General features: G+C 68.3%; 17 protein-coding genes. 12 read left to right on the top strand and 5 right to left on the bottom strand.

Annotated features, from left to right (window positions below; all coding sequences use genetic code 11):
* Positions 1-4 precede the first annotated feature (4 nt).
* A complete protein-coding gene (locus G3I17_RS41555; RefSeq protein WP_275402401.1) occupies positions 5-133 on the top strand; it encodes a hypothetical protein in 129 nt (42 codons plus the stop codon).
* Positions 134-197: 64 nt separating this feature from the next.
* Here the strand turns inward: G3I17_RS41555 and G3I17_RS08030 are convergent, their stop codons facing one another.
* Positions 198-1,835 carry a glycoside hydrolase family 13 protein gene (locus G3I17_RS08030; RefSeq protein ID WP_164595301.1) on the bottom strand — a complete coding sequence of 546 codons (1,638 nt, stop codon included), beginning with the start codon at positions 1,833-1,835 and terminating at the stop codon, positions 198-200.
* Between the two features lie 183 nt (positions 1,836-2,018).
* On the opposite strand from G3I17_RS08030, the gene sucC reads away from it, so the two are divergent.
* On the top strand, positions 2,019-3,194 hold the full coding sequence (sucC, locus tag G3I17_RS08025; RefSeq protein WP_164595300.1) for an ADP-forming succinate--CoA ligase subunit beta: 1,176 nt from the start codon (positions 2,019-2,021) through the stop codon (positions 3,192-3,194).
* Between the two features lie 12 nt (positions 3,195-3,206).
* Positions 3,207-4,097, top strand: coding sequence for a succinate--CoA ligase subunit alpha (gene sucD, locus G3I17_RS08020; protein ID WP_164595299.1), 891 nt, complete (start codon positions 3,207-3,209; stop codon positions 4,095-4,097).
* Between the two features lie 64 nt (positions 4,098-4,161).
* Here the strand turns inward: sucD and G3I17_RS08015 are convergent, their stop codons facing one another.
* A complete protein-coding gene (locus G3I17_RS08015) occupies positions 4,162-5,499 on the bottom strand; it encodes a hypothetical protein (protein ID WP_164595298.1) in 1,338 nt (445 codons plus the stop codon).
* Positions 5,500-5,664: 165 nt separating this feature from the next.
* Here G3I17_RS08015 and G3I17_RS08010 point away from each other — a divergent pair, with 165 nt between their 5' ends.
* From G3I17_RS08010 to G3I17_RS07990, 5 genes are all read left to right on the top strand, one after another.
* Positions 5,665-6,924: a DUF6350 family protein gene (locus tag G3I17_RS08010; protein WP_164595297.1), complete on the top strand. Its 1,260-nt coding sequence runs from the start codon at positions 5,665-5,667 to the stop codon at positions 6,922-6,924.
* Between the two features lie 10 nt (positions 6,925-6,934).
* Positions 6,935-7,567: a phosphoribosylglycinamide formyltransferase gene (purN, locus tag G3I17_RS08005; RefSeq protein ID WP_164595296.1), complete on the top strand. Its 633-nt coding sequence runs from the start codon at positions 6,935-6,937 to the stop codon at positions 7,565-7,567.
* Positions 7,564-9,123 (top strand): bifunctional phosphoribosylaminoimidazolecarboxamide formyltransferase/IMP cyclohydrolase, encoded by a 1,560-nt coding sequence (purH, locus tag G3I17_RS08000; RefSeq protein WP_164595295.1) that lies wholly within the window; start codon positions 7,564-7,566, stop codon positions 9,121-9,123. Before purN ends, purH begins: the two co-directional genes overlap by 4 nt.
* A 197-nt stretch (positions 9,124-9,320) precedes the next feature.
* Positions 9,321-10,598, top strand: a complete 1,278-nt coding sequence (locus tag G3I17_RS07995; protein WP_164595294.1) for a glycoside hydrolase family 18 protein — start codon at positions 9,321-9,323, stop codon at positions 10,596-10,598.
* 168 nt (positions 10,599-10,766) lie between these two features.
* Positions 10,767-12,842 carry a glycosyltransferase family 39 protein gene (locus G3I17_RS07990; RefSeq protein WP_164595293.1) on the top strand — a complete coding sequence of 692 codons (2,076 nt, stop codon included), beginning with the start codon at positions 10,767-10,769 and terminating at the stop codon, positions 12,840-12,842.
* A gap of 83 nt (positions 12,843-12,925) precedes the next feature.
* On the opposite strand, the gene G3I17_RS07985 is transcribed toward G3I17_RS07990, so the two are convergent.
* The 3 genes from G3I17_RS07985 to G3I17_RS07975 form a co-directional block, all read right to left on the bottom strand.
* Positions 12,926-13,912, bottom strand: coding sequence for a pirin family protein (locus G3I17_RS07985; RefSeq protein WP_164595292.1), 987 nt, complete (start codon positions 13,910-13,912; stop codon positions 12,926-12,928).
* 348 nt (positions 13,913-14,260) lie between these two features.
* Positions 14,261-16,432 (bottom strand): MMPL family transporter, encoded by a 2,172-nt coding sequence (locus G3I17_RS07980; RefSeq protein WP_164595291.1) that lies wholly within the window; start codon positions 16,430-16,432, stop codon positions 14,261-14,263.
* 52 nt (positions 16,433-16,484) lie between these two features.
* Entirely contained in the window at positions 16,485-17,036 is a 552-nt protein-coding gene (locus tag G3I17_RS07975; RefSeq protein ID WP_164595290.1) for a TetR/AcrR family transcriptional regulator, read from the bottom strand.
* Positions 17,037-17,136: 100 nt separating this feature from the next.
* On the opposite strand from G3I17_RS07975, the gene G3I17_RS07970 reads away from it, so the two are divergent.
* From G3I17_RS07970 to G3I17_RS07955, 4 genes are all read left to right on the top strand, one after another.
* On the top strand, positions 17,137-18,012 hold the full coding sequence (locus tag G3I17_RS07970) for a bifunctional methylenetetrahydrofolate dehydrogenase/methenyltetrahydrofolate cyclohydrolase (RefSeq protein WP_164595289.1): 876 nt from the start codon (positions 17,137-17,139) through the stop codon (positions 18,010-18,012).
* A gap of 14 nt (positions 18,013-18,026) precedes the next feature.
* A complete protein-coding gene (locus G3I17_RS07965; protein ID WP_203589894.1) occupies positions 18,027-18,290 on the top strand; it encodes a DUF3017 domain-containing protein in 264 nt (87 codons plus the stop codon).
* Positions 18,291-18,546: 256 nt separating this feature from the next.
* The gene (locus G3I17_RS07960; protein ID WP_203589893.1) at positions 18,547-21,942 is read left to right on the top strand and encodes a S8 family serine peptidase; all 3,396 of its coding nucleotides are present in this window, start codon (positions 18,547-18,549) and stop codon (positions 21,940-21,942) included.
* Between the two features lie 159 nt (positions 21,943-22,101).
* Positions 22,102-25,431 (top strand): S8 family serine peptidase, encoded by a 3,330-nt coding sequence (locus tag G3I17_RS07955; protein ID WP_164595287.1) that lies wholly within the window; start codon positions 22,102-22,104, stop codon positions 25,429-25,431.
* Positions 25,432-25,505: the final 74 nt, after the last annotated feature.

The following is a 25,505-nucleotide window of genomic DNA, read 5'->3' as shown; positions in this document are numbered from 1 at the left end:
AAAAGTGAGCTACGGAGATAACCGGAACAAGCGCGATCAAGAGGACCGGGAACGCAGGGACCGCGAAGAGCAGGAGCGTCGCGCCCGGGAAGAGCAGGACCGGCGGGATCGCGACAAAGCTGACCGCACCTAGTGACCGACGTGACCAAGTGACCGAGGGCCCGGATCCGATCAGGATCCGGGCCCTCGGCGTTGGCTCAGACCTTCAGCCAGACGGTGGCGTCCACCGGCAGCTTGTTGCCGGTGAGGGGCTCGCTGGCGAGCAGTACCTCGCCGGCGGGGAGGTCGATCGGCTGCTCGCTCACGTTGACCACGCAGCGGAAGCCGGGGTCGCGGGTGAAGGAGAGGACGCCGTCGGGTGCTTCGGTGTCCCAGGCCAGCCGGCCCTCGCCGAGTGCCTCTTCCTCGCGGCGGATGTGCAGCGCTGCCTTGTAGAGAGCAAGGTGGCTGTTGGGGTCGGCCACCTCGGACTCTGCGGTCAGGGGCGCCCAGTCCGTCGGCTGCGGGAGCCAGGGCTGGCTGTCACCAGTGCCGAAGCCGTACGGCGGCTCGCTACCGCTCCACGGGATGGGCACACGGCACCCGTCGCGCCCGCGGACGGTATGACCCGAGCGCTCCCAAGTGGGGTCGTCCAGTACGTCCTCCGGCAGGTCCTCCACCTCAGGCAAGCCCAGCTCATCGCCCTGGTAGATGTAGGCGCCACCGGGCAGCGCCAGCTCCAGTAGAGCCGCCGCCCGGGCCCGACGTAGACCCAGCGCCAGATCAACCGGTACTACGCCCGCACCCTCCAATGCCTGCTGCTGATCCCGGCCGTAGCGGGTGCGGTGCCTGACGGTGTCGTGGTTGCTCAGTACCCAGGTCGCCGGCGCACCGACAGCCCAGAGGCTCTCGGTGGTGTAGTCGATGACCTGCCGCAGCTCCTTCGCGTCCCAGGCGGACCGGAGTACGTCGAAGTTGAACGCGGAGTGCAACTCGTTCGAGCGGACGTACTGCGCCAGCCGCTCGGCCGGGGACAGCCACGCCTCGGCCACGAACACGCGCGGCCCCTGCGGAGTACCGGCGTACTCGTCGGCGACCGCCCGCCAGCGCTGGTGGATGGCGTGCACACCGGGCTGGTCGTAGAACGGGTTGCCGACGTACTTGTCCCGGGTCGGCTCACCGTCCTTCAGCGGTACGTCCGGCAGCGACGCGTCCTTGGCCATCGAGTCGGCGACGTCGATCCGGAAGCCGTCGATACCGCGGTCGAACCAGAACCGCAGGATCGAGTCGAACTCCTCGATCACCTTGGGGTTGTCCCAGTTCCAGTCCGGCTGCGAGATGTCGAACATGTGCAGGTACCACTGGCCGTCCTCGATCTGCTGCCAGGCGCCACCACCGAAGGCGGCCGGCCAGTTCGTCGGCGGCAGCCCACCTTCCTTGCCGTCGCGGAACCAGAACAGGTCGCGCTCGGGGGAGCCCTTGGGCGCGGCCAGCGCCGCCTTGAACGCCGGGTGGTCCCAGGAGCAGTGGTTCGGGACCAGGTCGATCAGGATCCGGATCCCCAGCGCGTGCGCCTCGGCGATCAGCGCGTCGGCGTCCGCGAGGGTGCCGAACTCCGGGTTGATGTCGCGGTAGTCGGACACGTCGTACCCGCCGTCGAGCAGCGGGGACGGGTACCACGGGCTGATCCAGATCGCGTCGATGCCGAGCTCGGCCAGGTACGGCAGCCGGGAGCGGATACCGTTCACGTCGCCCGTGCCGTCACCGTCCGCGTCCGCGAACGACCGAGGGTAAACCTGGTAGACGACGGCACTACGCCACCAGTCGTCAGCTGGTCTGGTCGCTTGTTCTGTCATGGCAACCAGCCTTTCACGCGAGCGCAAGCGGCCTGTGACGGTCGTCTCAGCGTGTACCCCGACTGTCGCGCGGGGTACGGAGGTGGCTAGTCTCAGCCCGACGGAACGCGCCGGCGACCGTGCCTCTCTAGCACCGCAGCCTGCCGCGGCCTAACTCGAACAGGCGAGAGAGGGACCACAGTCGTGGACTTGATGGAGTACCAGGCGAAGGCTGTCTTCGCCAAGCACGGTGTACGGACGACGGTGGGTGAAGTCGTCCACACGCCCGAGGAAGCCCGCGCGGCGGCCGAGAAGCTCGGCGGTGGCACAGTCGTGGTGAAGGCCCAGGTGCTGACCGGTGGTCGTGGCAAGGCCGGCGGCGTCAAGCTCGCCGCCAACCCCGACGAGGCCGAGGAGCGCGCCCGCGAGATCCTTGGTCTGGACATCAAGGGTCACGTCGTCAAGACGCTGAACATCGTGCCGGCCGCGGCGATCGCGGAGGAGTACTACTTCTCCTTCCTGATCGACCGGGCCAACCGCAACTACCTCTGCATCGCCTCCGCCGCCGGCGGCATGGAGATCGAAGAGGTCGCGCACACGAACCCGGATGCGGTCGCCAAGATCTCGATCGACCCGGCCTCCGGTGTCGACGAGGCCAAGGCCCGGGATATCGCAACGGCAGCTGGATACCCGGCCGACATCATCGACGCGGTCGCGCCGGAGATCGTCAAGCTGTACCAGGTCTTCCTGGCCGAGGACGCCACGCTGGTCGAGGTGAACCCGCTGGTCAAGCTCAAGGACGGCAACGTCGAGGCGCTGGACGGCAAGGTCAGCCTGGACGAGAACGCCGAGTTCCGGCACCCGGAGTTCGCGGACTACGCCGACTCGTCGGCCGAGGACCCGCTGGAGGCCGCGGCCAAGGCCAAGGGCCTCAACTACGTGAAGCTCGACGGCTCCGTCGGCATCATCGGCAACGGCGCGGGCCTCGTGATGAGCACCCTCGACGTGGTCGCCTACGCCGGTGAGGAGTTCGGTGGCGTCAAGCCGGCCAACTTCCTCGACATCGGTGGCGGCGCGTCCGCCGAGGTGATGGCGAACGGGCTGGAGATCATCATCTCCGACGCCCAGGTGAAGAGCGTCTTCGTGAACGTCTTCGGCGGTATCACCGCCTGTGACGCGGTCGCGAACGGCATCGTCCAGGCGTTCGAGCTGCTGGCCGCCCGCGGTGAGGCCGTGAACAAGCCGCTGGTCGTCCGGCTGGACGGTAACAACGCCGAGGAGGGTCGCCGGATCCTCGATGAGGCCGGCCTGGCCGGACTCGAGCGGGTCGACACGATGGACGGCGCCGCCAAGCGGGCCGCCGAGCTGGCTGCGAAGTAAGGGATCGCTGAAATGTCTATCTTCCTGACCAAGGACAGCAAGGTCATCGTGCAGGGCATGACCGGCTCGGAAGGCACCAAGCACACCACCCGGATGCTTGCCTCCGGCACCAACATCGTCGGCGGGGTGAACCCGCGCAAGGCCGGCCAGTCGGCCGAGTTCGACGGCAAGTCGGTGGCGGTCTTCGGCTCGGTCGCCGAGGCGATCAAGGAGACCGGGGCGAACGTCTCGGTCATCTTCGTACCGCCGAAGTTCACCAAGGACGCGGTGCTCGAGGCGATCGAGGCCGGTATGCCGCTGGTCGTGGTGATCACCGAGGGCGTACCGGTGCACGACACCGCTGCCTTCTTCGCCGCCGCGCAGGCCTCCGGCACCACCCGGATCATCGGCCCGAACTGCCCGGGCATCATCACCCCGGGTGAGTCCAACGCCGGCATCATCCCGGCGAGCATCGCCGGCGCCGGCCGGATCGGCCTGGTCTCCAAGTCGGGCACGCTGACGTACCAGATGATGTACGAGCTGAGCGACTTCGGCTTCTCCACCGCGATCGGCATCGGCGGCGACCCGATCGTCGGGACGACGCACATCGACGCGCTGCAGGCGTTCCAGGACGACCCGGAGACCGACGCGATCGTGATGATCGGCGAGATCGGCGGCGACGCCGAGGAGCGCGCGGCGGCGTTCATCAAGGACAACGTCACCAAGCCGGTCGTCGGCTACGTGGCCGGCTTCACCGCTCCCGAGGGCAAGACGATGGGCCATGCCGGCGCCATCGTCTCCGGCTCGTCCGGGACGGCGGCCGCCAAGCAGGAGGCCCTCGAGGCCGTCGGCGTGAAGGTCGGCAAGACGCCGACCGAGACCGCCAACCTGATGCGCGGCATCATGCAGAACCTGAACAAGTAACACCGCACGACAACGGAGACGGCCCCCAGGTGATCCTGGGGGCCGTCTCCGTTGTACAGCAGGGCTACTTGTACGCCGCGGAGCGTTCCGCGGCGCGGGTCAGGACCTCGTTGAAGGCGGGGTTGGTGATGTCCAGGTCCTTCAGCACCGGGTAGAGGACGTAGACGGCGCGCGAGCCGGCCGCTGCGATCCCGACCCGGTAGGTGAAGATCTTGCCGTTGCCGGTGTCGTAAGACGCCCGCCAGCTCTCACCCCTGATGCTGCTGCCCACGGCGATGTCGCCGGTCGCCTTCACGGTCGCGTTCGACTGGGTCTTCTTGCAGTTGTCCACAGCCTTGCGAATGGCGGCCACGTAGTTGGCGGCCGCGTTCGGGCTGGCGAAGGCCACCACCAGGGTGTCGAGCCCGAACTCCGGTGGCACCTTCGCCTCCGGTACGACGTACGTCTGCGACTTGGACGACTTGGGCTTGGCCTTCTTCACGTCGAGCTTGTCGGTCTCGCAGCCGCTGCCCTTCGGTGCGGCGCTGGACGTGCTGACCCAGGGATTGTCGATGCTCGGCAGCACCGGCAGATCGATCGGCGCCATGAAACCGGCCGGCTCGGTGGTCGGCAGCAGCCCCGGTTTGGCCGTCGGCGTCCCGGTCGTGCACTTGGCCTGGGCGCAGATCCGCTTCAGCCCGGCACCTGCCGTCGCGAGCATGGTGTCCGGCTTGGGCGGCGTCGTCCCGGCGGTGTCGTACTCCACCACCATCGTCGTCTGGCCCGCGGTGCTCACGCTGATCGTGCGGTACTTGTTCGTCTTCGGGCCGGGCTGGCCGAAGACGGCCACCACGCCCTTGGAGCCGAGCCCGTCGGTCGTGTAGCTGGAGATCAGCCGGAGCTGGGGGGTGTTGCAGGCGCTGAGCCAGCCGGTGATGGTGGCGTACGCCTTGCCGGCCGCTGCCTCGTCGTTGGAGACCTCGACGTACTGGACCGCGGTCGCCTTGGTCGACGGGTTCTGGAAGGTGCGGATCCAGGTCCGGATGCCGGCCGGGTCGGCGAAGCGTTGCGACTGGCAGACGAAGGCCTTGTCCGGGGCGTTGCTGCCGTTGTCGGTACTGGCGACGACCCAGGCGCCCGCGGCCGGGGCGAGCTGCTTGACCGCCGTACCGTCGAGCAGGACCGCTGCGTCGCCGAGCAGGCTCGAGTCGTCGCCGCCCGAACCGCCGTCGGAGTTCTTGGCGTCACCGGGGGAGTCGCTGCCACCGAAGGCGTTCACCGCGGCGATACCACCACCGCCGACGAGCAGTACTACGGCGGCTCCGGCGCCGATCAACTGGTTCCGTCGGCGCGATTGCTGACGGCGAGCCTCCCGGGCGTCGGCACGACTGCCGCCCCGCGGGGCGCGGTGGGAACCGGTCACTAGTTCTTGACCTCCAGACTGATTCCACCCGACGGTACCTGGTGGTCCGTCGTCTCCACCCCGAGCAAGCAAATGTAAGAACACACAGCCGAGCAGGGCCGAAGTCTTCCATATCCGGCGTGTCAGAACGAGCGAGGTCCAGGCAGCGAGTGACGATGGAGGCAGATGACCGACATGTTGAGCCGTCCGGGCGCCCGTGACGGCGGATCCCACCAGGCGCCCGGGCCCGCCCAGCCCGACGCCACCGCACCGACCAAGCCGGTGATCGTCTCGGCGGTGATTGGAGCAGGCGCTTGTCTGCTCACCGGTCTACTGGTGTGTGCTGTCGTCGCAGTGGTCGGCTGGCTCGCTGCAGCCTTCGGTGGTGCGTCCGGTGCAGTCCGGGCCGGTGCCACTGTGTGGCTGGTCGCGCACAAGGCTGGTGCCACTCTCGGTGACGCCAGGCTCACTATCGCTCCGCTGGGGCTGACCCTGTTCCTCGCCTGGTGTCTGTACCGCGGCGGCCGGTTCACCGCCCGAGTCAGCGGAGCAGACCAGACCAAGGATCTCGCACTGGCCTCCGGGGTGCTCGCAGTCACCTACGGGCTGGGTGCGCTCATCATTGCGCTCCTGACCTCCGACGGAGCTGTGAAGGTCTCGCCGGTGACTGCCTTCCTCGGTGCAGCCACACTGGCGCTCATCGCGGGTACCGCGGGGGTGCTGGTGGAGTCGGGAGCCGCTGCCGACATGGCCGAGGCGACTCCACAGGGCCTGCGTGACGTGTTCCCTGCCGCTGCGGCCGCAGTACTGACGATCGTGGCCGTCGCCAGCCTCCTGTACGCCGTACTGCTGGCTATCCACTTCTCCCGGGTCACCTCGATGCTGGAGCTGCTGGATGCCGGTGTGGTCGGCTCAGTGGTCCTCTTCGCGATCTGCTTGATGCTGTTGCCCAACCTGATCCTGTACGTCGTGGCGTTCCTCGCAGGACCCGGATTCCAGCTGGGAGTCGGGACGTCGATTGCCCCGACCGGGGTGGACGTCGGCAACCTCCCTGCGCTGCCGCTGCTGGCCGCAGTACCGGCTGACGGCGCCACACCGACGTACCTGCTCGTACTGACGGCTCTGGTGCCGCTGGCGGCTGGGGCGGTGGCCGGGCTGGTGGTTGCCCGGCGTGGGCTGACTGCGGAGGACGCGGATGTGCTGGGCTGGGACGCCTTCGCTCTGCGCGGCGGTATAGCGGCTCTGCTGGCCGGGATCGCGCTGCTGGTCCTGATGGTGCTGGCGGGTGGCGCCGCCGGGCCGGGCCGGATGGCTCAGGTCGGCATCTCAGGCGCGATCCCAGCGGCCGGTGTGCTGATCGCCGGGATGGCGATCGGCGCTGCAATCACCGCTGCTGTGATCGCTGCAAGGCGACCGGTGGAGAGCGGGACCGACCCCGAACGCTAGGCTTTGCCGGGTGACAGACCCGGTTGCGCCCACTCCTGAGCCCGCGCGCCTCGTGGTGCTCATCTCGGGCTCCGGCTCGAACCTGCAGGCCCTCCTCGACGCGTGCGCCGATCCGGCGTACGGCGCCCAGGTGGTGGCCGTAGGCGCCGACCGCGAAGGTATCGCCGGGCTCGACCGGGCGGAGGCGGCCGGCGTCCCGACGTTCGTGCACAAGGTCAAGGACCACGCCGAGCGGGCCGACTGGGATCGCGCGCTGACAGCATCGGTGGCGCAGTACAAACCCGACCTGGTCGTCTCGGCCGGGTTCCTCAAGCTGGTCGGTGACGACTTCCTGGCCGGCTTCGGGGATCGCTACATCAACACCCACAACGCGCTGCTGCCGGCCTTCCCCGGTATCCACGGACCGCGCGACGCGCTCGAATACGGCGTCAAGGTGGCCGGCGCGACCCTGTTCTTCGTCGACGGCGGGGTGGACACCGGGCCGATCATCGGCCAGGTCGTCGTACCGGTCGAAGACGATGACACCGAAGACACCCTGACGGAGCGGATCAAGGAGGTCGAGCGCCGCCAGCTGGTGGAGTGGGTCGGCCGATTGGTCCGCGCCGGCTGGACCATCACCGGACGAAAGGTTCGACTGAAGTGAGCACCGACCGCAGGCCGATCCGCCGGGCGCTGATCAGCGTCTACGACAAGACCGGTCTGGAGGAGCTCGCGAAGGCGCTGTCCGACGCCGGGGTCCAGATCGTGTCGACCGGCTCCACCGCCGCCCGGATCGCGGCCGCCGGCGTACCGGTCACCAAGGTCGAGGAGCTGACCGGGTTCCCCGAGTGCCTCGACGGGCGGGTCAAGACGCTGCACCCGAAGGTGCACGCCGGGCTGCTCGCCGACGTCCGCAAGCCCGACCACGTCGAGCAGCTGGCCGAGATGCGGGTCGAGCCGTTCGACCTGCTGGTCAGCAACCTGTACCCGTTCACCCAGACCGTCGCGTCCGGCGCCTCGGTCGACGAGTGTGTCGAGCAGATCGACATCGGCGGTCCGTCGATGGTCCGCGGCGCGGCCAAGAACCACGCGAACGTCGCCGTGGTGACCTCGCCGGACCAGTACGCCGACGTCTACACCGTGCTCGACGAGGGCGGCTTCTCGCTGCAGGAGCGGCAGAAGCTCGCCCTCAAGGCGTTCGTGCACACGGCTGAGTACGACGTGGCCGTCGCCTCCTGGATGGGCAGCGTGCTGACCGACAGCACCGACGGGTCGGGCTTCCCGGCCTGGGTCGGCGCGGCCTGGGACAAGAAGGCAGTACTGCGCTACGGCGAGAACCCGCACCAGCCGGCTGCTCTCTACAGCAACGGCCGCAACGGTCTGGCTTCCGCGGAGCAGTTGCACGGCAAGGAGATGTCGTACAACAACTACGTCGACGCGGATGCGGCCCGGCGTACGGCGTATGACTTCAGCGAGCCGGCCGTCGCGATCATCAAGCACGCGAACCCGTGTGGCATCGCGGTCGGCAAGGACATCGCCGATGCGCACCGGCGCGCTCACGAGTGCGACCCGGTCTCGGCGTACGGCGGCGTGATCGCCACCAACCGGCCGGTGTCGGTCGAGCTGGCCAAGCAGGTCGCGGAGATCTTCACCGAGGTACTGGTCGCACCGGCGTACGAAGACGGCGCGGCCGAGATCCTGCAGGCCAAGAAGAACATCCGGCTGCTGGTCTGCCCGCCGGAGAAGTTCGGCCAGCCGGTCGAGTTCCGTGCGATCAGCGGTGGCCTGCTGATGCAGCAGAAGGACGTGTTCCAGGCCGAGGGCGACGACCCGGCCAAGTGGACGCTGGCGGCCGGCGAAGCCGCCTCCGACGAGGTCCTGGCCGACCTCGCCTTCGCCTGGAAGGCCTGCCGCGCGGTCAAGTCCAACGCGATCCTGCTCGCCTCCGACGGCGCCTCGGTCGGCGTCGGCATGGGCCAGGTCAACCGCGTCGACTCCTGCCGCTTGGCCGTCTCCCGAGCGGGCGAGCGCGCCACCGGCTCGGTTGCGGCCTCCGACGCCTTCTTCCCCTTCCCGGACGGCCTGGAGGTCCTGCTCGAAGCCGGCGTCAAGGCAGTGGTCCAGCCCGGCGGCTCCATCCGCGACGACCTCGCCATCGAGGCCGCCACGAAGGCCGGAGTCACCATGTACTTCACCGGAACCCGGCACTTCTTCCACTAGTACTGCGACGAAGCCCCTGCCGCCGATTTCCGGGCGGCGGGGGCTTTTCGCTGACTTGCCCCAGGGGATGGGGTAAGAAAGCGCTCTCTTGGGGGATGGAGAGGGAGGAAAATGCTTTCGTTAGAGACGTTGCCTAAATAACTAGGGCCGACCTAGGGTGAGGCATCTGTCCCTCCACCCGCCCGTTGGGGAGAAGCATGTCGGTGAAACGTCGGAGTCTCGCGCTGCTCGTGGCAGCCGCGGTCACAGTCCCGTTGGGGCTGGTCGCGGTGCCCGCCGAGGCCCATAGTCAGAAGCGTGTTGTCGGTTACTACACCCAGTGGAGCGGCTACGACCGCAACTTCCTCGTCAGTGACCTGGTCAAGAACGGTACGGCCGCCAAACTCACCCACCTGAACTACGCGTTCGGCTTCCTGGACGCGCAGGGCAAGTGCATCAGCAGCGACCCGTGGGCCGACTACCAGCGGCCTTTCACCGCCGAGCAGAGCGTCAACGGCCAGGCCGACGTCGCCGGCCAGCCGCTGTCCGGCAACCTGAACCAGCTCAAGGAGCTGAAGAAGAAGTTCCCGAAGCTGCGGATCAGCATCTCGCTGGGCGGCTGGACCGGTTCGAAGTACTTCTCCGACGCCGCCCTCCCGGCCAACCGGGCCGCGAGCGTGAAGTCCTGCCTGGACATGTGGATCAAGGGCAACCTGCCGGGCGCGCCCGCCGGCGCCGCGAAGGGCGTCTTCGACGGCATCGACCTGGACTGGGAGTGGCCCGCCAGCGAGGGCAACCCGGGCAACGTCATCCGCCCGGAGGACCGGGAGAACTTCACCGGGTTCGTCCACGAGTACCGAAAGCAGCTCGATCGCGCCTCGTGGCCGTTCAGTGGGCGGTACAACCTGTCCGCCTTCCTGCCGGCCGACCCGGTCCAGCTCGACCGTGGTTACCAGGTCAAGCAGGTCTTCAAGGACCTGACCTTCGGTACGACGCAGGGCTACGACTACCACGGCGCGTGGGATCCGATCACGAACCAGCAATCCTCGATCGACGGGCCGAAGGGTGACCCGTCGACGGCGGAGTTCAGCTCGCAGGTGACGGTCGACGCGTACCTGCAGCGGGGTGCGCCGCGGAACAAGATCGTGATGGGCGTGCCGTTCTACAGCCGCGGCTGGACGGGCGTCACGAACCAGAACAACGGCCTCTTCCAGCCGGCCACCGGCCCGGCGCCGGCGACGTACGAGGCGGGCTACGAGGACTACCGGATCCTGAAGACGAAGGCGAGCGCGTTCACCGTGCACCGCGACGCGAAGGCCGGTTTCGCCTGGCTCTTCGACGGCACCACCTTCTGGACCTGGGACGACCCGACCGAGATGAAGCGCAAGGCTAAGTACATCTCCGACCGCAACCTCGGCGGCGCGATGATCTGGTCCCTCGACGGCGACACCTCGACCGGTGAACTGATCACCGCACTGCACCGCAACCTGCGGTAGGCACCTCGCAGGACAAGGACCGGCTCGGCGCCCCCAACACCGAGCCGGTCCTTCTGCGTTCACAGGAGGATCCCAGCTAGCTGCCAGGGCTGACGGAGTCCCGCTTGTCATTGTTCCCGGTATGACCATCAGGCCTCAGGGCCATCCGTCATCACTTGGAGAACGCCAATGACCGCTCTGCTCGTTCCGTCGCAGACCTCGGCTGACCAGCAGTCCGCCCCGCCGCCGAGCCGGATCCGACGCTTGATCCGCGGGCCGGCGGACCAGCCTGGCTTCGCGCGGCCGTCCGCCTTCGGGCTGCTGGTCATTACGGCCGTGCTGTACCTGTGGAACCTGACTGCCTCTGGCTACGGCAACACCTTCTACGCAGCCGCGGTACAGGCTGGTTCCCAGAGCTGGAAGGCCTGGCTGTTCGGTGCCCTGGATGCCGGCGGCGCGATCACCGTCGACAAACCGCCGGCTGCGCTCTGGGTCGGTTCCGCGTTCGCCCGGCTCTTCGGCTTCTCCAGCTTCTCCGTGCTGGCTCCACAAGCCCTGATGGGTGTTGCGGCAGTGGCGTTGCTCTATGCAACGGTCAAGCGGACCTCCGGGGCGGTCGCCGGCCTGCTCGCGGGCGCGGTACTCGCTGTCACCCCCGTCGCCGTCCTGATGTTCCGCTTCAACAATCCTGATGCGCTGTTGGTGTTGTTGATGGTTGCCGCCGCGTACTGCGTCGTGCGGGCTGTTGAGAAGGCCGGCCCGAAGTGGCTGGCTCTGGCTGGTGTCGCGATCGGTTTCGCCTTCCTGGCAAAGATGATGCAGGCCTTCCTGGTACTGCCCGCGTTCGCCCTGGTGTACCTGGTCGCTGCGCCTACTCCTGTACGGAAGCGATTGCTGCACTTGGTGGGCGCTCTGGCGGCCGTGGTGGTCTCCGCCGGCTGGTACATCGCCCTGGTCGAGCTGTGGCCGGCAGCGAGTCGCCCCTACATCGGCGGATCCACGAACAACTCCCTGCTGGAGCTGGCGCTCGGCTACAACGGACTGGGTCGCATCCTGGGTGGCGACGGCAACCGTGGCGGTGGTGGTGGTGGCGGAGGTGGCGGGAACACGGGCTTCGGAGGCAGTACCGGCTTGACCCGGATGTTCGGGGACTCCTTCGGCACGGAGATCTCCTGGTTGTTGCCTGCAGCCCTGATTGCCCTGGTCGGCGGACTGTGGCTCACCCGCCGAGCGCCTAGGACCGACCTGGTTCGCGTGAGCCTGCTGTTGTGGGGCGGCTGGCTAGTGGTGACAGCGCTCGTCTTCAGCTACATGAGCGGCACCACTCACCCGTACTACGCGGTCGCGCTCGCTCCTGCGATCGCTGGGCTGATCGGGACCGGCGTGCGGCTCTGCTGGCAACGCCGTGCCGACCTGGTGGCTCGCCTCATCCTGGCGGCGATGACGGCAGCGACCGGAGTCTGGGACTACGTGCTGCTCGGTCGTACGCCGGACTTCCTTCCCTGGTTGCGATTCGTAGTACTGGCGCTCGGGCTGGTGGCGGCTGCGGTCCTTGCCGTCGGCGTTCGGCGACTGGGACGTCTGGTGCCAGTTGTGGTTGTCACAGTCGTCCTGGCGCTCGGGGTGGGCAGTTCCGCGTACGCCGTATCGACCGCGTCGCAGGTGCACAGTGGCTCCATCCCCACCTCAGGACCATCCACCAGCGCCATGGGCGGTGGCGGCGGCCCGGGCGGCGGCGGGGCTCCGGGCGGAGCAGGCAGAACCGGCGGCCTCGGTGGCACGCGTCCCGGCCAATCCACCTCGGGCCAGTCCGCGCCGGGCCAATCTGATGCGGGGCAGTCTGATGCGGGGCAGTCCGCGTCGGGCCAGGAGACGAGCGGCACGGCGGGTGAGCAGGGGACGGCACGCGGCGGCGGGGGTGGCGGGGATCAGGCCGACTCCGAGCTGGCCTCGCTGCTGTCGAAGACGACGTCGACCTGGGCTGCCGCGACGAACGGTTCGCAATCCGCCGCGACCCTGGAGTTGGCCAGCGGCAAGGCCGTGATCGGCATCGGCGGCTGGAGCGGTGGCGACGACGCGCCCACTTTGGCGCAGTTCCAGCAATACGTTGCCGAGGGCAAGATCTCGTACTACGTGTCCGGCGGCCAGGGTGGCGGCGGCCAGGGCGGCTCGACCTCGTCCGGCACCGAGATCCTCGCCTGGGTCACCGCCAACTTCACCGCCCAGACCGTGGGTAGTTCCACCGTCTACAGCCTGGCCGGCTGACCCTCGGAGCTTCCACCTACGTTGCGTCCGAAGAACCTGGGGTCAGGTGCCTCGGGTTCTTCGGACGCAACGCTTTCGACGGGTCAGTTGGACTCGTGGAGGTCGGTGCCGAGGCCGTGGACGGCGGGGATGGAGCCGAGTTTGCCGGCCTGGAAGTCTTCGAAGGCCTGGATGACCTCTTCGCGGGTGTTCATCACGAACGGGCCGGCCATCGCGATCGGCTCGCGGATCGGGCGGCCGCCGAGGATGAGGACGTCGAGGTTGGGCTCCGCTGACGGCTGCGACAGCGCGGCCGCGGTACGGATCGTGTCGCCGGGGCCGAAGAGGGCGAGCTGACCTTTGCGGATCGGGCGGTGCTCGGCGCCGACCGTGCCCTGGCCCGCGAGCACGTAGACGAGCGCGTTGTAGTCGGGCTGCCAGGGCAGGACCAGCTCGGCGCCCGGGCTGACCGTCGCGTGTACGAGGGTGATCGGGGTATTGGTCGAGCCGGGACCTTCATGTCCGTCGACGGTGCCCGCGATAACGCGGATCAGCGCGCCGCCGTCGGCCGTCGACAGCAGTGCCGAGTCGCCCCCGCGGATGTCCTGGTACTTCGGAGCTGCCCACTTCTGCGCCTTGGGCAGGTTCACCCAGAGCTGGATGCCGTGGAAGAGCCCACCGCTCAGCACCAGGTGCTCCGGTGGGGTCTCGATGTGCAGCAGTCCACTGCCGGCCGTCATCCACTGGGTGTCGCCGTTGGAGATGACGCCGCCGCCACCCTGCGAGTCCTGGTGCTCCATGATCCCGTCAAGCATGTACGTGACGGTCTCGAAGCCACGGTGCGGGTGCCACGGGGTGCCCTTGGGCTCGCCCGGCGCGTACTCGACCTCGCCCATCTGGTCCATGTGGATGAACGGGTCCAGGTCTGACATGTCGACGCCCGCGAACGCGCGGCGTACCGGGAACCCCTCGCCCTCGTAGCCGCTCGGCGCAGAGGTGACCGACCGGACCTTCCGCTCGTTCGCGACGGCCGGGTCGGGCTGGTGGACGCGCGGCAGGACGGTGATGTCGCTGACGGTGACGGCGGGCATGGTCGGCTCCTTGGTCGGGATAGTTAAAGAATAAACTACCCAGCTCAACCCCGGCAACCCCTGAGGCATTCCAAGCGCCGCAAACCCACCAGAGCCTGTTGGGAGATGGATCCTGGGGTTCGCGCTCTGTCCCCGGTGTCCCGACCGACAGGACATAGTGCCTGTACCGCCGCCGGCCGCAGCCTTCGTGAGCGTGGCGGCCGGCCGAACGGCCGACTATGTCCTGTCGCTCGGGACAGCCAGCCGAGCCAGGATCCCTTTGAGGGAAGGGCTTAGGTGGACACAAACTTGCACCTGGCGACAAAAGGTTCCCTTGAACCCACGAGCCCACCAGTGGTGGGCTCGCCGTCAGTCGACGGTGACGAGTTCCTTCTCGGTCGGCTTCGGGGGGATCTGGAGGGACTCGCCTTCGATGTCGACCTTCGGGGTGATCCGGTCGAGCCACTTCGGGAAGGACCAGGCCCGGTCGCCGAGGAGGGAGAGTACCGCCGGGACGATGGACATCCGGACCACGAAGGCGTCGATCAGGACGCCGATGGTCAGCCCGAAGCCGATCGTCTTGATGATCGGGTCCTCGACCAGGATGAAGCCGGCGAACACCGCCGCCATGATCAGCGCCGCCGCCGTCACCACCCGGGCGCCGTGACCGACGCCCTGGATCGTCGCCTCGGTCGCGTGCTTGCCGTGCACGAACTCCTCCCGGACCCGGGACACGATGAACACCTCGTAGTCCATCGCCAGCCCGAACAGGATGCCCATCATGATGATCGGCAGGAAGCTGACCAGCGGCCCGGGCGAGTCGATGCCGAGCAGGGATGCGCCCCAGCCCTTCTGGAAGACGCCGACGGTGATCCCGAAGGTCGCGCCGATCGTCAGCAGGAAGCCGAGCGTCGCCTTCAGCGGGACCAGGATCGACCGGAACGCCAGCAGCAACAGCAGGAACGACAACCCGATCACGACCAGCAGGTAGACCGGCAGCGCGGCGGTCAGTTTGTTCGACACGTCCACGCCGACCGCGGTGTTCCCGGTGACCGAGACCGTCGTCCCACCGGTCTCCAGCGGGTGAATCGCTGCCCGCAGATCCTTCACCAGGTCGGCGGTCTGCTCCGTGGCCGGCCCACTCTTCGGGATCACGGTGACCAACTGGGTCGCGCCGTCCTTGCTCGCCGGACCAGGCTGTACGGCGATCACGTCGGCCAGCCCCTTGGCCTTGCCCATCACCTGCTCGACGACAGCGCCGGACGTCGCCGCGTCGCCGCTCTTCACGACCACGACCAGCGGTCCGTTCGAGCCGGCACCGAAGGCGGCCGCGGACAAGTCATACGCCACCCGCTGGTTCGTGCCGGCCGCAGCCGTCGCGCCATCAGGCAGTGCGAGTTGCATGTCCTGCGTCGGGATCGCCAGGACGCCGAGCCCGATGATGCCCACGGCAACGATCGGGATCCGGAACCGCGTCACCAACCGGGCCCAGCGGAACCCGAAGCCCTCGGCCGCAGGAGCAGCAGCCGTCTTCCGGATCTTGCGCGGCAGAACCTTCCGGCCCATGAAGCCGAGCAGAGCCGGCCCCAGAGTCAGCGCAACCAGTACTGCGGTCAGCACCGTTCCCGCCGCGGCAAGCCCCATCGCGGTCAGGAACGGAACGCCGACCACGCTCAACCCGGCCAGCGCGATCACCACGGTCGCCCCCGCGAACATCACCGCCGACCCGGCCGTCGCGGTCGCCCGTGCGACGGATTCCTCTTCATCCATCCCAGCGGCGAGTTGGGTGCGGTGCCGCGAGCTGATGAACAACGCATAGTCGATCCCCACCGCGAGCCCGAGCATCAGCGCCAGGATCGGCGCGGTCGACGAGACGTCCACGAAGGAGGTGACGATGAACAACCCGGCCATCCCGGCGAGTACGCCGAGCAGCGCGGTCAGCAACGTCATCCCGGCCGCGACCAGCGACCCGAAGGTGATCACCAGGACGAGCGCCGCGACCGCGACGCCGATCGCCTCGGTCGAACCGATCGCCGGTGGCCCGCCGACGATCTGACCGCCTGGTACGACCTGCAGATCACCCGTACTGAGCGAGGCCAGGTTGTCGTAAGCCTCGGTACTTTCCTTGGACAGCTCGTCAGCGGCCTTGTCGAACTGGACGCTGATCAGCGCCGTCGTCCCGTCCGGGCTGATCGCCTTGCTGGTGAAGGGATCGATCGCCGCGATCACCTCGGGAACCTGCGCGACCTTCGCCACGGTCGCGCCGACCGCCGCCTTCACCGCCGGATCCGTCAGCTTCTTGCCGTCAGGCGCCTTCACCACCACGGAGGACGAGGCGCCGCTCGCGGCCGGCAGGTCCTTCTGCAGTGCGTCCAGTGCCCGCTGCGACTCGGTCCCGGGGATCGAGAAGGCGTTCGTGGTCCCGGCGCCGAGCGTCAGCGCGCCCACACCGAGCAGGACCAGGACGAAGGTCCAGATCGCCGCGACGAGCCGCCGCCGCTGGTAGGAGAACCGGCCGAGCCGGTACAGGAGATTGGCCATCAGGATGCGTCCGTTTCACTGGTGCGGGCAGGCAGGGGAGTAGGGCGGGGGTTCAGCTGGGTAGCCGAAGTAGTCGCTGCAGGGCCGTGTCGCACAACGCCTGCAACTCGGCATCGGTGCGCTCGCCCGAATGCCGGCATTCGGCGAGCAACCCGTTGACGGCGAACTTGGTCAGACCGAGCTCGAGCTGGTCGTCCGGGCCGCCGGCCATGATCACGGTGAGCTGGATGCCTCTACTGATCAGATCTGTGAACTCAGGCATCTCGTCCATCGTCGGCAGCACGTCCTGCAGCACGCTGATCACTCCCCGGAACTCGACGGCGAGTTCGACGAACCGCTTGATCGCGATCCGCTGCGCCTCGGCAGCGGGCAGTGGCGACACCTCGGCGAGCAGTTTCACCAGCCCGGCGTGCGACGGTTCGAGGACCGCGGCGAGCACCGCGGCCTTCCCGTTGAAGTGATAGAGCACGGTCGCCTTGGAGCAGCCGGTCGCGGTCGCGATGTCCTGCAGCGAGGTCGCCGTGTAGCCGTTGCTCTGGAACAGAGCCATCGCCTGCTGGACGATCTCGCGCCGGGTCCGATCCCGGACGGTGGTAGCTGCCATGGAACCCATCCTCCTGACCGCGCGGCCAGTTTTCAACCGATCGGTCAGTATTGTGCTCCAGTTCACGTCACCGCCGCCGGGCCTGGCAGACTCCGGTGTTGTGACGGCGGAGATTCTGGACGGAAAAGCGACGGCGGCGGCGATCAAGAGCGAGCTCGCCGTCCGGGTGGCGAAACTGGCCGAGCAGGGCGTCGTGCCTGGGCTCGGCACGATCCTGGTCGGCGAGGATCCGGGCAGCCGGGCCTACGTGGCCGGTAAGCACCGCGACTGCGCGGCGGTCGGGATCTCCTCGATCCAGGTCGAGCTGCCCGACACGGCGACCCAGGACGAGATCGCGGCCAAGGTGGTCGAGCTGAACGAGAACCCGGACTGCACCGGTTTCATCGTCCAGCTCCCGCTGCCCAAGCACGTCGACACCAACGAGATCCTCGGCCTGATCGACCCGGTCAAGGACGCCGACGGGCTGCACCCGATGAGCCTCGGCAAGCTCGTCCTCGGCCAGGACGGGCCGTTGCCCTGCACCCCCAAGGGCTGCGTGGAGATCCTCCGCCGGTACGACGTACCGATCGCCGGGGCGCACGTGGTCGTCGTCGGCCGGGGCGTGACGGCGGGTCGCCCGATGGGCTTGCTCTTCACCCGGCGGACCGAGAACGCGACCGTGACCCAGTGCCACACCGGCACCAAGGACCTGGCCGCCGTCGTGCGGACCGGTGACATCGTGATCGCCGCCGCGGGATCGGCCGGGCTGATCACCGCCGACATGGTCAAGCCGGGCGCCGTCCTGCTGGACGTCGGCACCAGCCGCAACGCCGAGGGCAAGATCGTCGGCGACATCGACGCCGCGGCCCGCGAGGTGGCGAGCTGGATCGCGCCGATGCCGGGCGGGATCGGGCCGATGACGCGCGCGATGCTGCTGACCAACGTCGTCGAGGCGGCCGAGGCGGCCCAATCGGCCCGACAAGGCACAGCCGGTTGATGGCAGCGGACCCTGTGACATCAGAGCGGCGCAGTGAATGGCCGCTGGTGCTGTCTGGCCTGGTGGCGATCACCGGCCTGGTCGTCCTGACCTTCTACGACTGGCGTAACGGCGGTCTGATCTTCGCCGGCGGCGTCCTGCTCGCCGCCCTGCTGCGGGCCGGTCTCAGCGACTCCGCGGCCGGCCTGCTCCGCGTCCGCGGCCGGATGTTCGACATCCTCCTGCTGCTCGGCGTCGGCGCGGCCATCGGCATCCTGAGCCTCATCATCCCTAACTGACCGCTGGACCAGTCCCTCCCGCAGATCGGTGCCGACGGCGCCACGGCGGAGCCGACCGTACTGCGCGCCTTCGGCGTACGGGGCTGAACCGTTCCAGGTCAAGAGGCCGGGAGCCACTTGCATCTTCGTGCAAATGATTCCCGGCCGAGCAACGGTTCGGCAGGGCTCTGCGTCTCACCGTATGTGTCGCCGCGCATCCGCACCGTGAGGCGTCGAGGCGGCACCTGTTGAGGAACCGAATTGGGAGGGACTCATCGTGCCAACCAGAACCACAAGCAGAGCGAGAACCAGATCGAGGCGACTCGGGCTGACCGCCGTCGCTTCACTGGCCGTGCTGAGCCTGGGCGTCACCGCCGTCGGGCAGGCACAGGCGAGCCGGCCGGAACCGGCCGGCAGTACGAACGCCAAGACAGCAAGCAAGACCGGACCGGCCGTCAACGCGCCGGACCAGGTCGTCACCCTCGTCACCGGTGACCGCGTCACCCTGCACGGTGGCGATCCGGCCAAGGCGTCGATCGAGCCCGGACCGGGCCGCAGCGGCGTGACGTTCCGCGCGACCAAGCACAAGGACCAACTGCTGGTGATCCCGTCCGACGTCAGCGCGGCGGTGACGTCCGGCAAGCTGGACAGCCGGCTGTTCGACGTCGCGGGGCTGATCAAGGCCGGCTACGACGACAAGTCGAGCAAGGTGATCCCGCTCGTCGTCACCTACCAGGGCAAGGCGAACCGGTCCGCTCCCGCAGGCGCGACCGTCAGCCGGAACCTGCCGGTGATCAACGGCGCGGCCCTCAAGGTCGACAAGTCGAAGGCAGCGGCCTTTCTGAGCGGCACGAGCCTGGCCGGCGCGCAGTCCGCGCGGTCGGCGAGCGGGATCGACAAGGTCTGGCTGGACGGCAAGCGGCACATCTCGCTCGACCAGTCCGTACCGCAGATCGGCGCACCGGAGGCCTGGCAGGCCGGGTACACCGGCAAGGGCGTCTCGGTCGCGATCCTCGACACCGGGATCGACGCCACCCACCCGGACCTGGCCACCCAGGTCGCGGGCGCGAAGAACTTCACCGAGGAGGCCGCCGGCGACCAGGTCGGCCACGGCACCCACGTCGCCTCGACCATCGCCGGTACGGCGGCGGCGTCGGCCGGCAAGTACAAGGGCGTCGCTCCGGACGCGAAGCTCTACGACGGCAAGGTCTGCGAGCTGAACGGCTGCACCGAGTCGGCGATCCTGGGCGGGATGGAGTGGGCCGCGAACGAGGTGAAGGCGAAGGTCGTCAACATCAGCCTCGGCGGCGGCGACACCCCGGAGCTCGACCCGCTCGAGGAAGCGGTGAACCGGCTGACTGCCGAGACCGGCACGCTGTTCGTGATCGCGGCCGGCAACAGCGGGTACTTCGGGGACAGCACGATCGAGTCGCCGGGCAGCGCGGACGCCGCGCTGACGGTCGGCGCGGTCGACAAGCAGGACCAGCTCGCCGACTTCTCCAGCCGCGGACCGCGGATCGGTGATGGCGCGGTCAAGCCCGACGTGACCGCACCCGGCGTCGACATCGTCGCCGCGCGCTCCAAGGACGCGGTGATCGGCGAACCGGTCGGCGACAAGTACCTCCGGCTGTCCGGTACTTCGATGGCGACCCCGCACACCGTCGGCGCCGCCGCGATCCTGGCCCAGCAGCACCCGGCCTGGAAGGCGACCGAGCTCAAGGGCGCGTTGATGGCGTCGGCCAAGGTGGCTGCCGGGCAGACCTCGTTCGAGCAGGGCGCGGGCCGGATCGACGTCGCGAAGGCGATCAAGCAGTCCGTCATCGCCGAGCCGGGCAGTGTCTCGTTCGGGACGGCGCAGTGGCCGCACACCGACGATGCCCCGGTGACCAAGACGGTCACCTACCGCAACCTCGGCGACCAGGCCGTCACGCTGGCGCTCACCGCGTCCCTGACGGACTCGACCGGTGCTCAGGCACCGGCCGGCTCGATCAAGCTGAGCGCTGCGTCGGTGACCGTTCCTGCCGGTGGTACGGCGACGGTCGAGGCCACCTCGGACACCAAGCACAACGGTCCGGACGGCATCTACTCGGGCCGGATCACCGCCTCCTCGGCGGGTGCGACCGTGGTCTCCCCGATCGCGGTGACCAAGGAGGTCGAGAGCTACACGCTGACGATGAACCACGTCGGTACCGACGGCAAGCCGGCGGCTGAAGGCGGCGGAAGCCTGGTCTTCGGTGTCAGCGCGCCCTGGTTCGACTTCTACGGCGACCCCAGTGGCACGTCGAAGGTCCGGCTGCCCAAGGGTGACTACCTGCTGCAGGGTGACCAGGCCGTCCAGCGGCCGGGCTCGGAAGCCTACGACTCGTACACGATCGTCCAGCCGCTGCTGCAGCTGACGAGTGACAAGACGGTCGTGTTCGACGCCAGGACTACGAAGCCGGTGACCACCACGGTGCCGAACAAGGACGCGAAGGTCTTCCTGGGCGATCTCGGGTACGACCGGCTCGGTACCGAGGAGACCGGTGGCCTGAGCTCGAGCATCCTGACCTTCGACTTCGTCGGTCTGCACTCCGCCAACCTGGGCGGACCTGCTCCGGCCGGGCAGATGAGTTCGCACGTGAACTCGCACTGGGGCCAGCTGACCCCGGAGGGCGGGTACAGCAACACGCCGTACCTGTACGGCCTGGTGAACGTGAAGCCGGACGTGTTCTTCACCGGCTTCCAGCGCAACGCCCGGGCGAAGGAACTCGCCACGGTGAAGCAGTCCATCAACGCGACCGCGGACCGGCAGGCCGAGCGGATCGTCACGGCGGGCGCGCCTGGTCTGAGCGGTGGCTGGACGCCGATCGTGACCTATGACCTGCCGGTCAAGTCGACGCTGTACCTCGACCACGCGCCGGTCAACTGGTCGACCGAGGTGTCCGAGCTGATGCCGAGTGCCGATCCGGAGGACCCGTTCCCGCAGACCATCACCCGGCTGACCGGTCCGACGAAGACGTACCGGGCGGGCAAGTCGTACCAGGAGCGCTTCAACGCGGCGGTCTTCGCGCCGACGCCGTTCTACACGACGCGCACCGGCAACCTGCTCGAGCTCGGATTCTTCTCCACCACGGATGCCGATGGCAACGCCGGGGTGACCGTCGCGGACACTCAGAGCAGCAAGCTCTACCGCAACGGCCAGCTCGCCGGGGAGTCCGACTGGTTCGGTGACCTGGTGGTCGAGGACCTGCCGGCGGCCGAGGCGACGTACAAGTACGTCACCTCGCTGGACCGGTCCTCGGTGGCGAAGCAGTCGGGCAAGATCGACCTGACCTTCACCTTCCGGTCGGCGGGGGCGGACGGGGTCCAGCCGATCACTCTGCGGACGATCGGCTACAAGCCGGCCGTGGACAACAAGAACACGGTCAAGCGTTCGGCCGTGACCGTGCTGCCGATCCACTTGACGGCACAGCCCGGCAACGCTGCTCTGCCGGCCGTGAAGAAGCTGGATCTGAAGGTGTCCGGTGACGACGGCAAGAGCTGGAAGTCGGCCACCGTGGTCCGGGTCGGTTCCGGCTACCAGGCGATCTTCGCGACGCCGAAGGGCGGCTCGGTCTCGCTGAAGGCACACCTGGTCGACGCCGCCGGTAACACGACGGACCAGACCACCATCGGGGCCTACCAGTTCCGCTGATCCGCTGACACCACAACAGGTTCCGGGATCCTCATCGCGATCCCGGAACCTGTTTCTGCGTTCCGGACACAGTGCGGGTGCAACCCGAACGGCAGCTGATGCCGTTTTAGGCAGTGCGTAGTGAGGACTTTTTCCGCACCCCCTTTGGAGGAGCCCATCGTGGCTTTCAGCTCGAGATCGAGACGCTTCGGCCTGCCCACCGTCGCTTCACTGGCGGTCGTGGGCCTCGGACTGGCCGGCGTCGGCCAGTCGGTAGCGGCCCCGCCAGGCCCGGCCGCCCCAACCACCAGGACAACAGCCGGTACTCCGGCAGACGTGCGCGTCACGCTGATCACCGGCGACCGGGTCACCCTGCGTGGAGGCGATGCGAGCAAGGCGACGGTCGAGCCCGGACCCGGCCGGGAGAAGATCGTCTTCAACCGCTACCGGACCAAGGACGCGTCGTACGTGATCCCGTCCGACGTCCGGCTCCAGGTCGCGACCGGGCAGCTGGATCGCCGCTTGTTCGACGTCGCCGGGCTCGTCGAGGGCGGCTACGACGACAAGGCGAGCAGCACGATTCCGTTGCTGGTCACCTATCAGGGCAAGGCGAAGCGGTCCGCTCCGGTGGGTGGCACCGTCACCCGGCAGCTGCCCACGATCGACGGCGCCGCTGTGCGGGTGGACAAGAAGACCGCCGGGAAGTACCTGACCGGCACAGCGCTGACCGGTAGCGCGAAGGCCCGGTCGGCCAGTGGTGTCGCCAAGATCTGGCTGGACGGCAAGCGCAAGCTCCTGCTGGACCAGTCGGTGCCGCAGATCGGCGGCCCGGCCGCCTGGCAGGCGGGCTACACCGGCAAGGGCGTGACTGTTGCCGTCCTGGACACCGGCATCGACGCCACTCATCCCGATCTGGCGACCCAGGTGATCGGCGCGAAGAACTTCACCGGCGAATCGGCCGACGATGTGGTCGGTCACGGCACCCACGTGGCGTCGACGATCGGCGGCACGGGTGCCGCGTCGGGTGGCAAGTACAAGGGTGTCGCCCCGGACGCGAGGCTGTACGACGGCAAGATCTGTGAGGTCTGGGGGTGCGAGGAGTCCGTCATCCTGGCGGGCATGGAGTGGGCCGCGAACGAGGTGAAGGCGAACATCGTCAACCTCAGCATCGGCGGCCAGAACACCCCGGAGATCGACCCACTCGAGGAAGCCGTGAACCGGCTGACGGCCGAGACCGGCACGCTCTTCGTGATCGCGGCCGGCAACAGCGCGCAGTACGGTCCGAACTCGATCGAGTCGCCGGGCAGTGCCGAGGCGGCGCTCACGGTGGGTGCGGTCGACAAGCAGGATCAGCTCGCCGACTTCTCCAGCCGCGGGCCGAGTCTCGACGGCGGCGCGGTCAAGCCCGATGTGACCGCGCCCGGGGTGAGCATCGTCGCGGCGAAGGCCAAGAACTCCAGCATCGGCGAGCCCGTCGGCGCCCAGTACCTCCGGCTCGACGGTACTTCGATGGCGACCCCGCACACCGCGGGTGCGGCGGCGTTGCTGGTCCAGGAACACCAGTCCTGGAAGGCGTCTGAGCTCAAGAGCACGTTGATGGGCTCGGCCAAGGTCGCCACCGGCCAGACCGCGTTCCAGCAGGGCGCTGGCCGGATCGACCTGACCAAGGCGATCAAGCAGACGGTCATCGCCGAGCCGGGATCCGTTTCGTACGGCGTGGCTTCCTACCCGCACGCGGACGACGTGCCCGTGACCAAGGACGTCACCTACCGGAACCTCGGCGACCAGCCGGTCACCCTTTCGCTGACCGCGTCGCTGACTGCACCCGGTGGCAGCGCTGCTCCGGCGGATGCGCTGACGTTGAGCGCTTCGTCCGTGACGGTTCCGGCCGGCGGTACGGCGTCTGTGCAGGCGATCTCGAAGACCAACCACAGCGGGCCGGACGGCGAGTACTCCGGCCAGATCACCGCGACCGCCGGGGAAACCACCATCGTAGTACCGGTCGGCGTGACCAAGGAGGGCGAGGCCTACACGCTGACGGTCAAGCCGATTCGCAAGGACGGAACTCCTGACGACATGGGACCGGTCCTGCTGGCGGGCGTCGACAACGAGACATTCCAGCAGCTCTACGACCCGAGTGGCACGGTGAAGGTGAGACTGCCGAAGGGGGAGTACTTGCTGGACGACTTCCAGGAGTTCGCCGTCACGGAGGAGGACTACCAGTTCTACAAGCTCGTCGCGCCGAGCGTGAAACTGACCTCGGACCAGACGGTCGTGCTGGACGCACGCAAGGCCAAGGCGGTCAGTACGACGGTGCCGAACCCGGAGGCCGAGCAGGCCTTCGCAGATGTGGGTTACACCAGGTCCGCGCCCGACGGCCGCGGGGCTCTCCTCTCCAACCTGCTCGGCTTCAACCTCGAGACCGTCTTCACCTATAGCGCCGGGCCGGCTCTGCCGGCCGCGCAGATGACCGGGCACGTCTTCTCCGAGTGGGGTGTGCCCGGTGCGGACGGCTCCTTCCTGAACACGCCGTACCTGTACGGGATCGCCGCCTACCAACCGGGCGAGTTCAGCACCGGCTTCCACCGGACCGCGAAGGCAGCAGAGCTGGCGGTGGTCGACCAGACGATGAATGCGACAACGGATCAGTTGATGGGGATGGCGATCGCACCCGTGATGCCTGGCGTCGGCGGAGTCTTCGTCCGGATCATCCCCGCCAACCTGCCCAGGACGATCCGGTACTACCTGGACGAGGTACCAGGCGGTTGGTTCGGCGAGGTGTTCGAACCAACCGAGGAGTCGCGGTGGGGGGCCTCCATCGTGACGGGCGCGCCGGTGAAGTACCGGGCCGGCCGGACGTATCGCGAACGCTGGAACGCCGCGTCCTTCGTCCCGAAGGTCAGCGAGTTCAGCCGCACCGGTGGTGAGTTGTACGCCGGGATCGGCAAACACGGGGACGCCGACGGGCACGGTGGCATCGAGCGGACCGACTCGGCGAGCAGCACGCTCTACCGAAACGGCGAGCAGGTCGCTTCCTCGGGTTCGTTCGGGTTCGTCTTCGCCGAAGGGTTGCCGGCCGAGAATGCGTCGTACAAGTTGGTCACGACGGGCATGCGCAGTGGTACGGCGTACTCGGGGCGGACCGACCTGACGCTGACGTTCAGCTCGGCGGCGACGGCGCAGGAGACCGCGTTGCCGGCTCGCACGGTCCGGTACCAGCCGGCGGTGGACAGCCGGAACACGGTGAAGCGCACGCCGGTGACGGTGTTGCCGCTGGTTCTCGACGGAACGCCGGGCGCGACCTTGCCGGCGGTCAAGAAGGTGGCGGTCCAGGTGTCGGGCGATGACGGCAAGACGTGGAAGGCGGCGACCGTCGTACGGTCCGGGGCGGGCTACCAGGCGATCTTCGCGACGCCTGCCGGTGCGAAGGTCTCGCTGAGGGCGCAGGTCGCCGACGTGGCCGGCAACACGACCGACCAGACGGTGATCGCGGCCTACCCGCTGAGCTGATCGCTTACGTCCGAAGAACCGGAGGGACGTGTTGCTGGGTTCTTCGGACGTAAGAACCCCGGGAAGAGAGGCTC

The sequence above is a fragment of the Streptomyces sp. SID13031 genome, from assembly GCF_010548305.1.
In the GTDB taxonomy this organism is placed as follows: Bacteria; Actinomycetota; Actinomycetes; order Propionibacteriales; family Kribbellaceae; genus Kribbella.
This window is presented reverse-complemented; position numbering and strand designations above follow the sequence as displayed.

Bases quoted from the DNA above. Each gene is read 5' to 3' on its own strand.
- G3I17_RS08030 (WP_164595301.1), bottom strand. From the start codon at position 1,835: ATGACAGAACAAGCGACCAGACCAGCTGACGACTGGTGGCGTAGTGCC.
- sucD (WP_164595299.1), top strand. From the start codon at position 3,207: ATGTCTATCTTCCTGACCAAGGACAGCAAGGTCATCGTGCAGGGCATG.
- G3I17_RS08010 (WP_164595297.1), top strand. From the start codon at position 5,665: ATGACCGACATGTTGAGCCGTCCGGGCGCCCGTGACGGCGGATCCCAC.
- G3I17_RS07995 (WP_164595294.1), top strand. From the start codon at position 9,321: ATGTCGGTGAAACGTCGGAGTCTCGCGCTGCTCGTGGCAGCCGCGGTC.
- G3I17_RS07990 (WP_164595293.1), top strand. From the start codon at position 10,767: ATGACCGCTCTGCTCGTTCCGTCGCAGACCTCGGCTGACCAGCAGTCC.
- G3I17_RS07985 (WP_164595292.1), bottom strand. From the start codon at position 13,912: ATGCCCGCCGTCACCGTCAGCGACATCACCGTCCTGCCGCGCGTCCAC.
- G3I17_RS07980 (WP_164595291.1), bottom strand. From the start codon at position 16,432: ATGGCCAATCTCCTGTACCGGCTCGGCCGGTTCTCCTACCAGCGGCGG.
- G3I17_RS07975 (WP_164595290.1), bottom strand. From the start codon at position 17,036: ATGGCAGCTACCACCGTCCGGGATCGGACCCGGCGCGAGATCGTCCAG.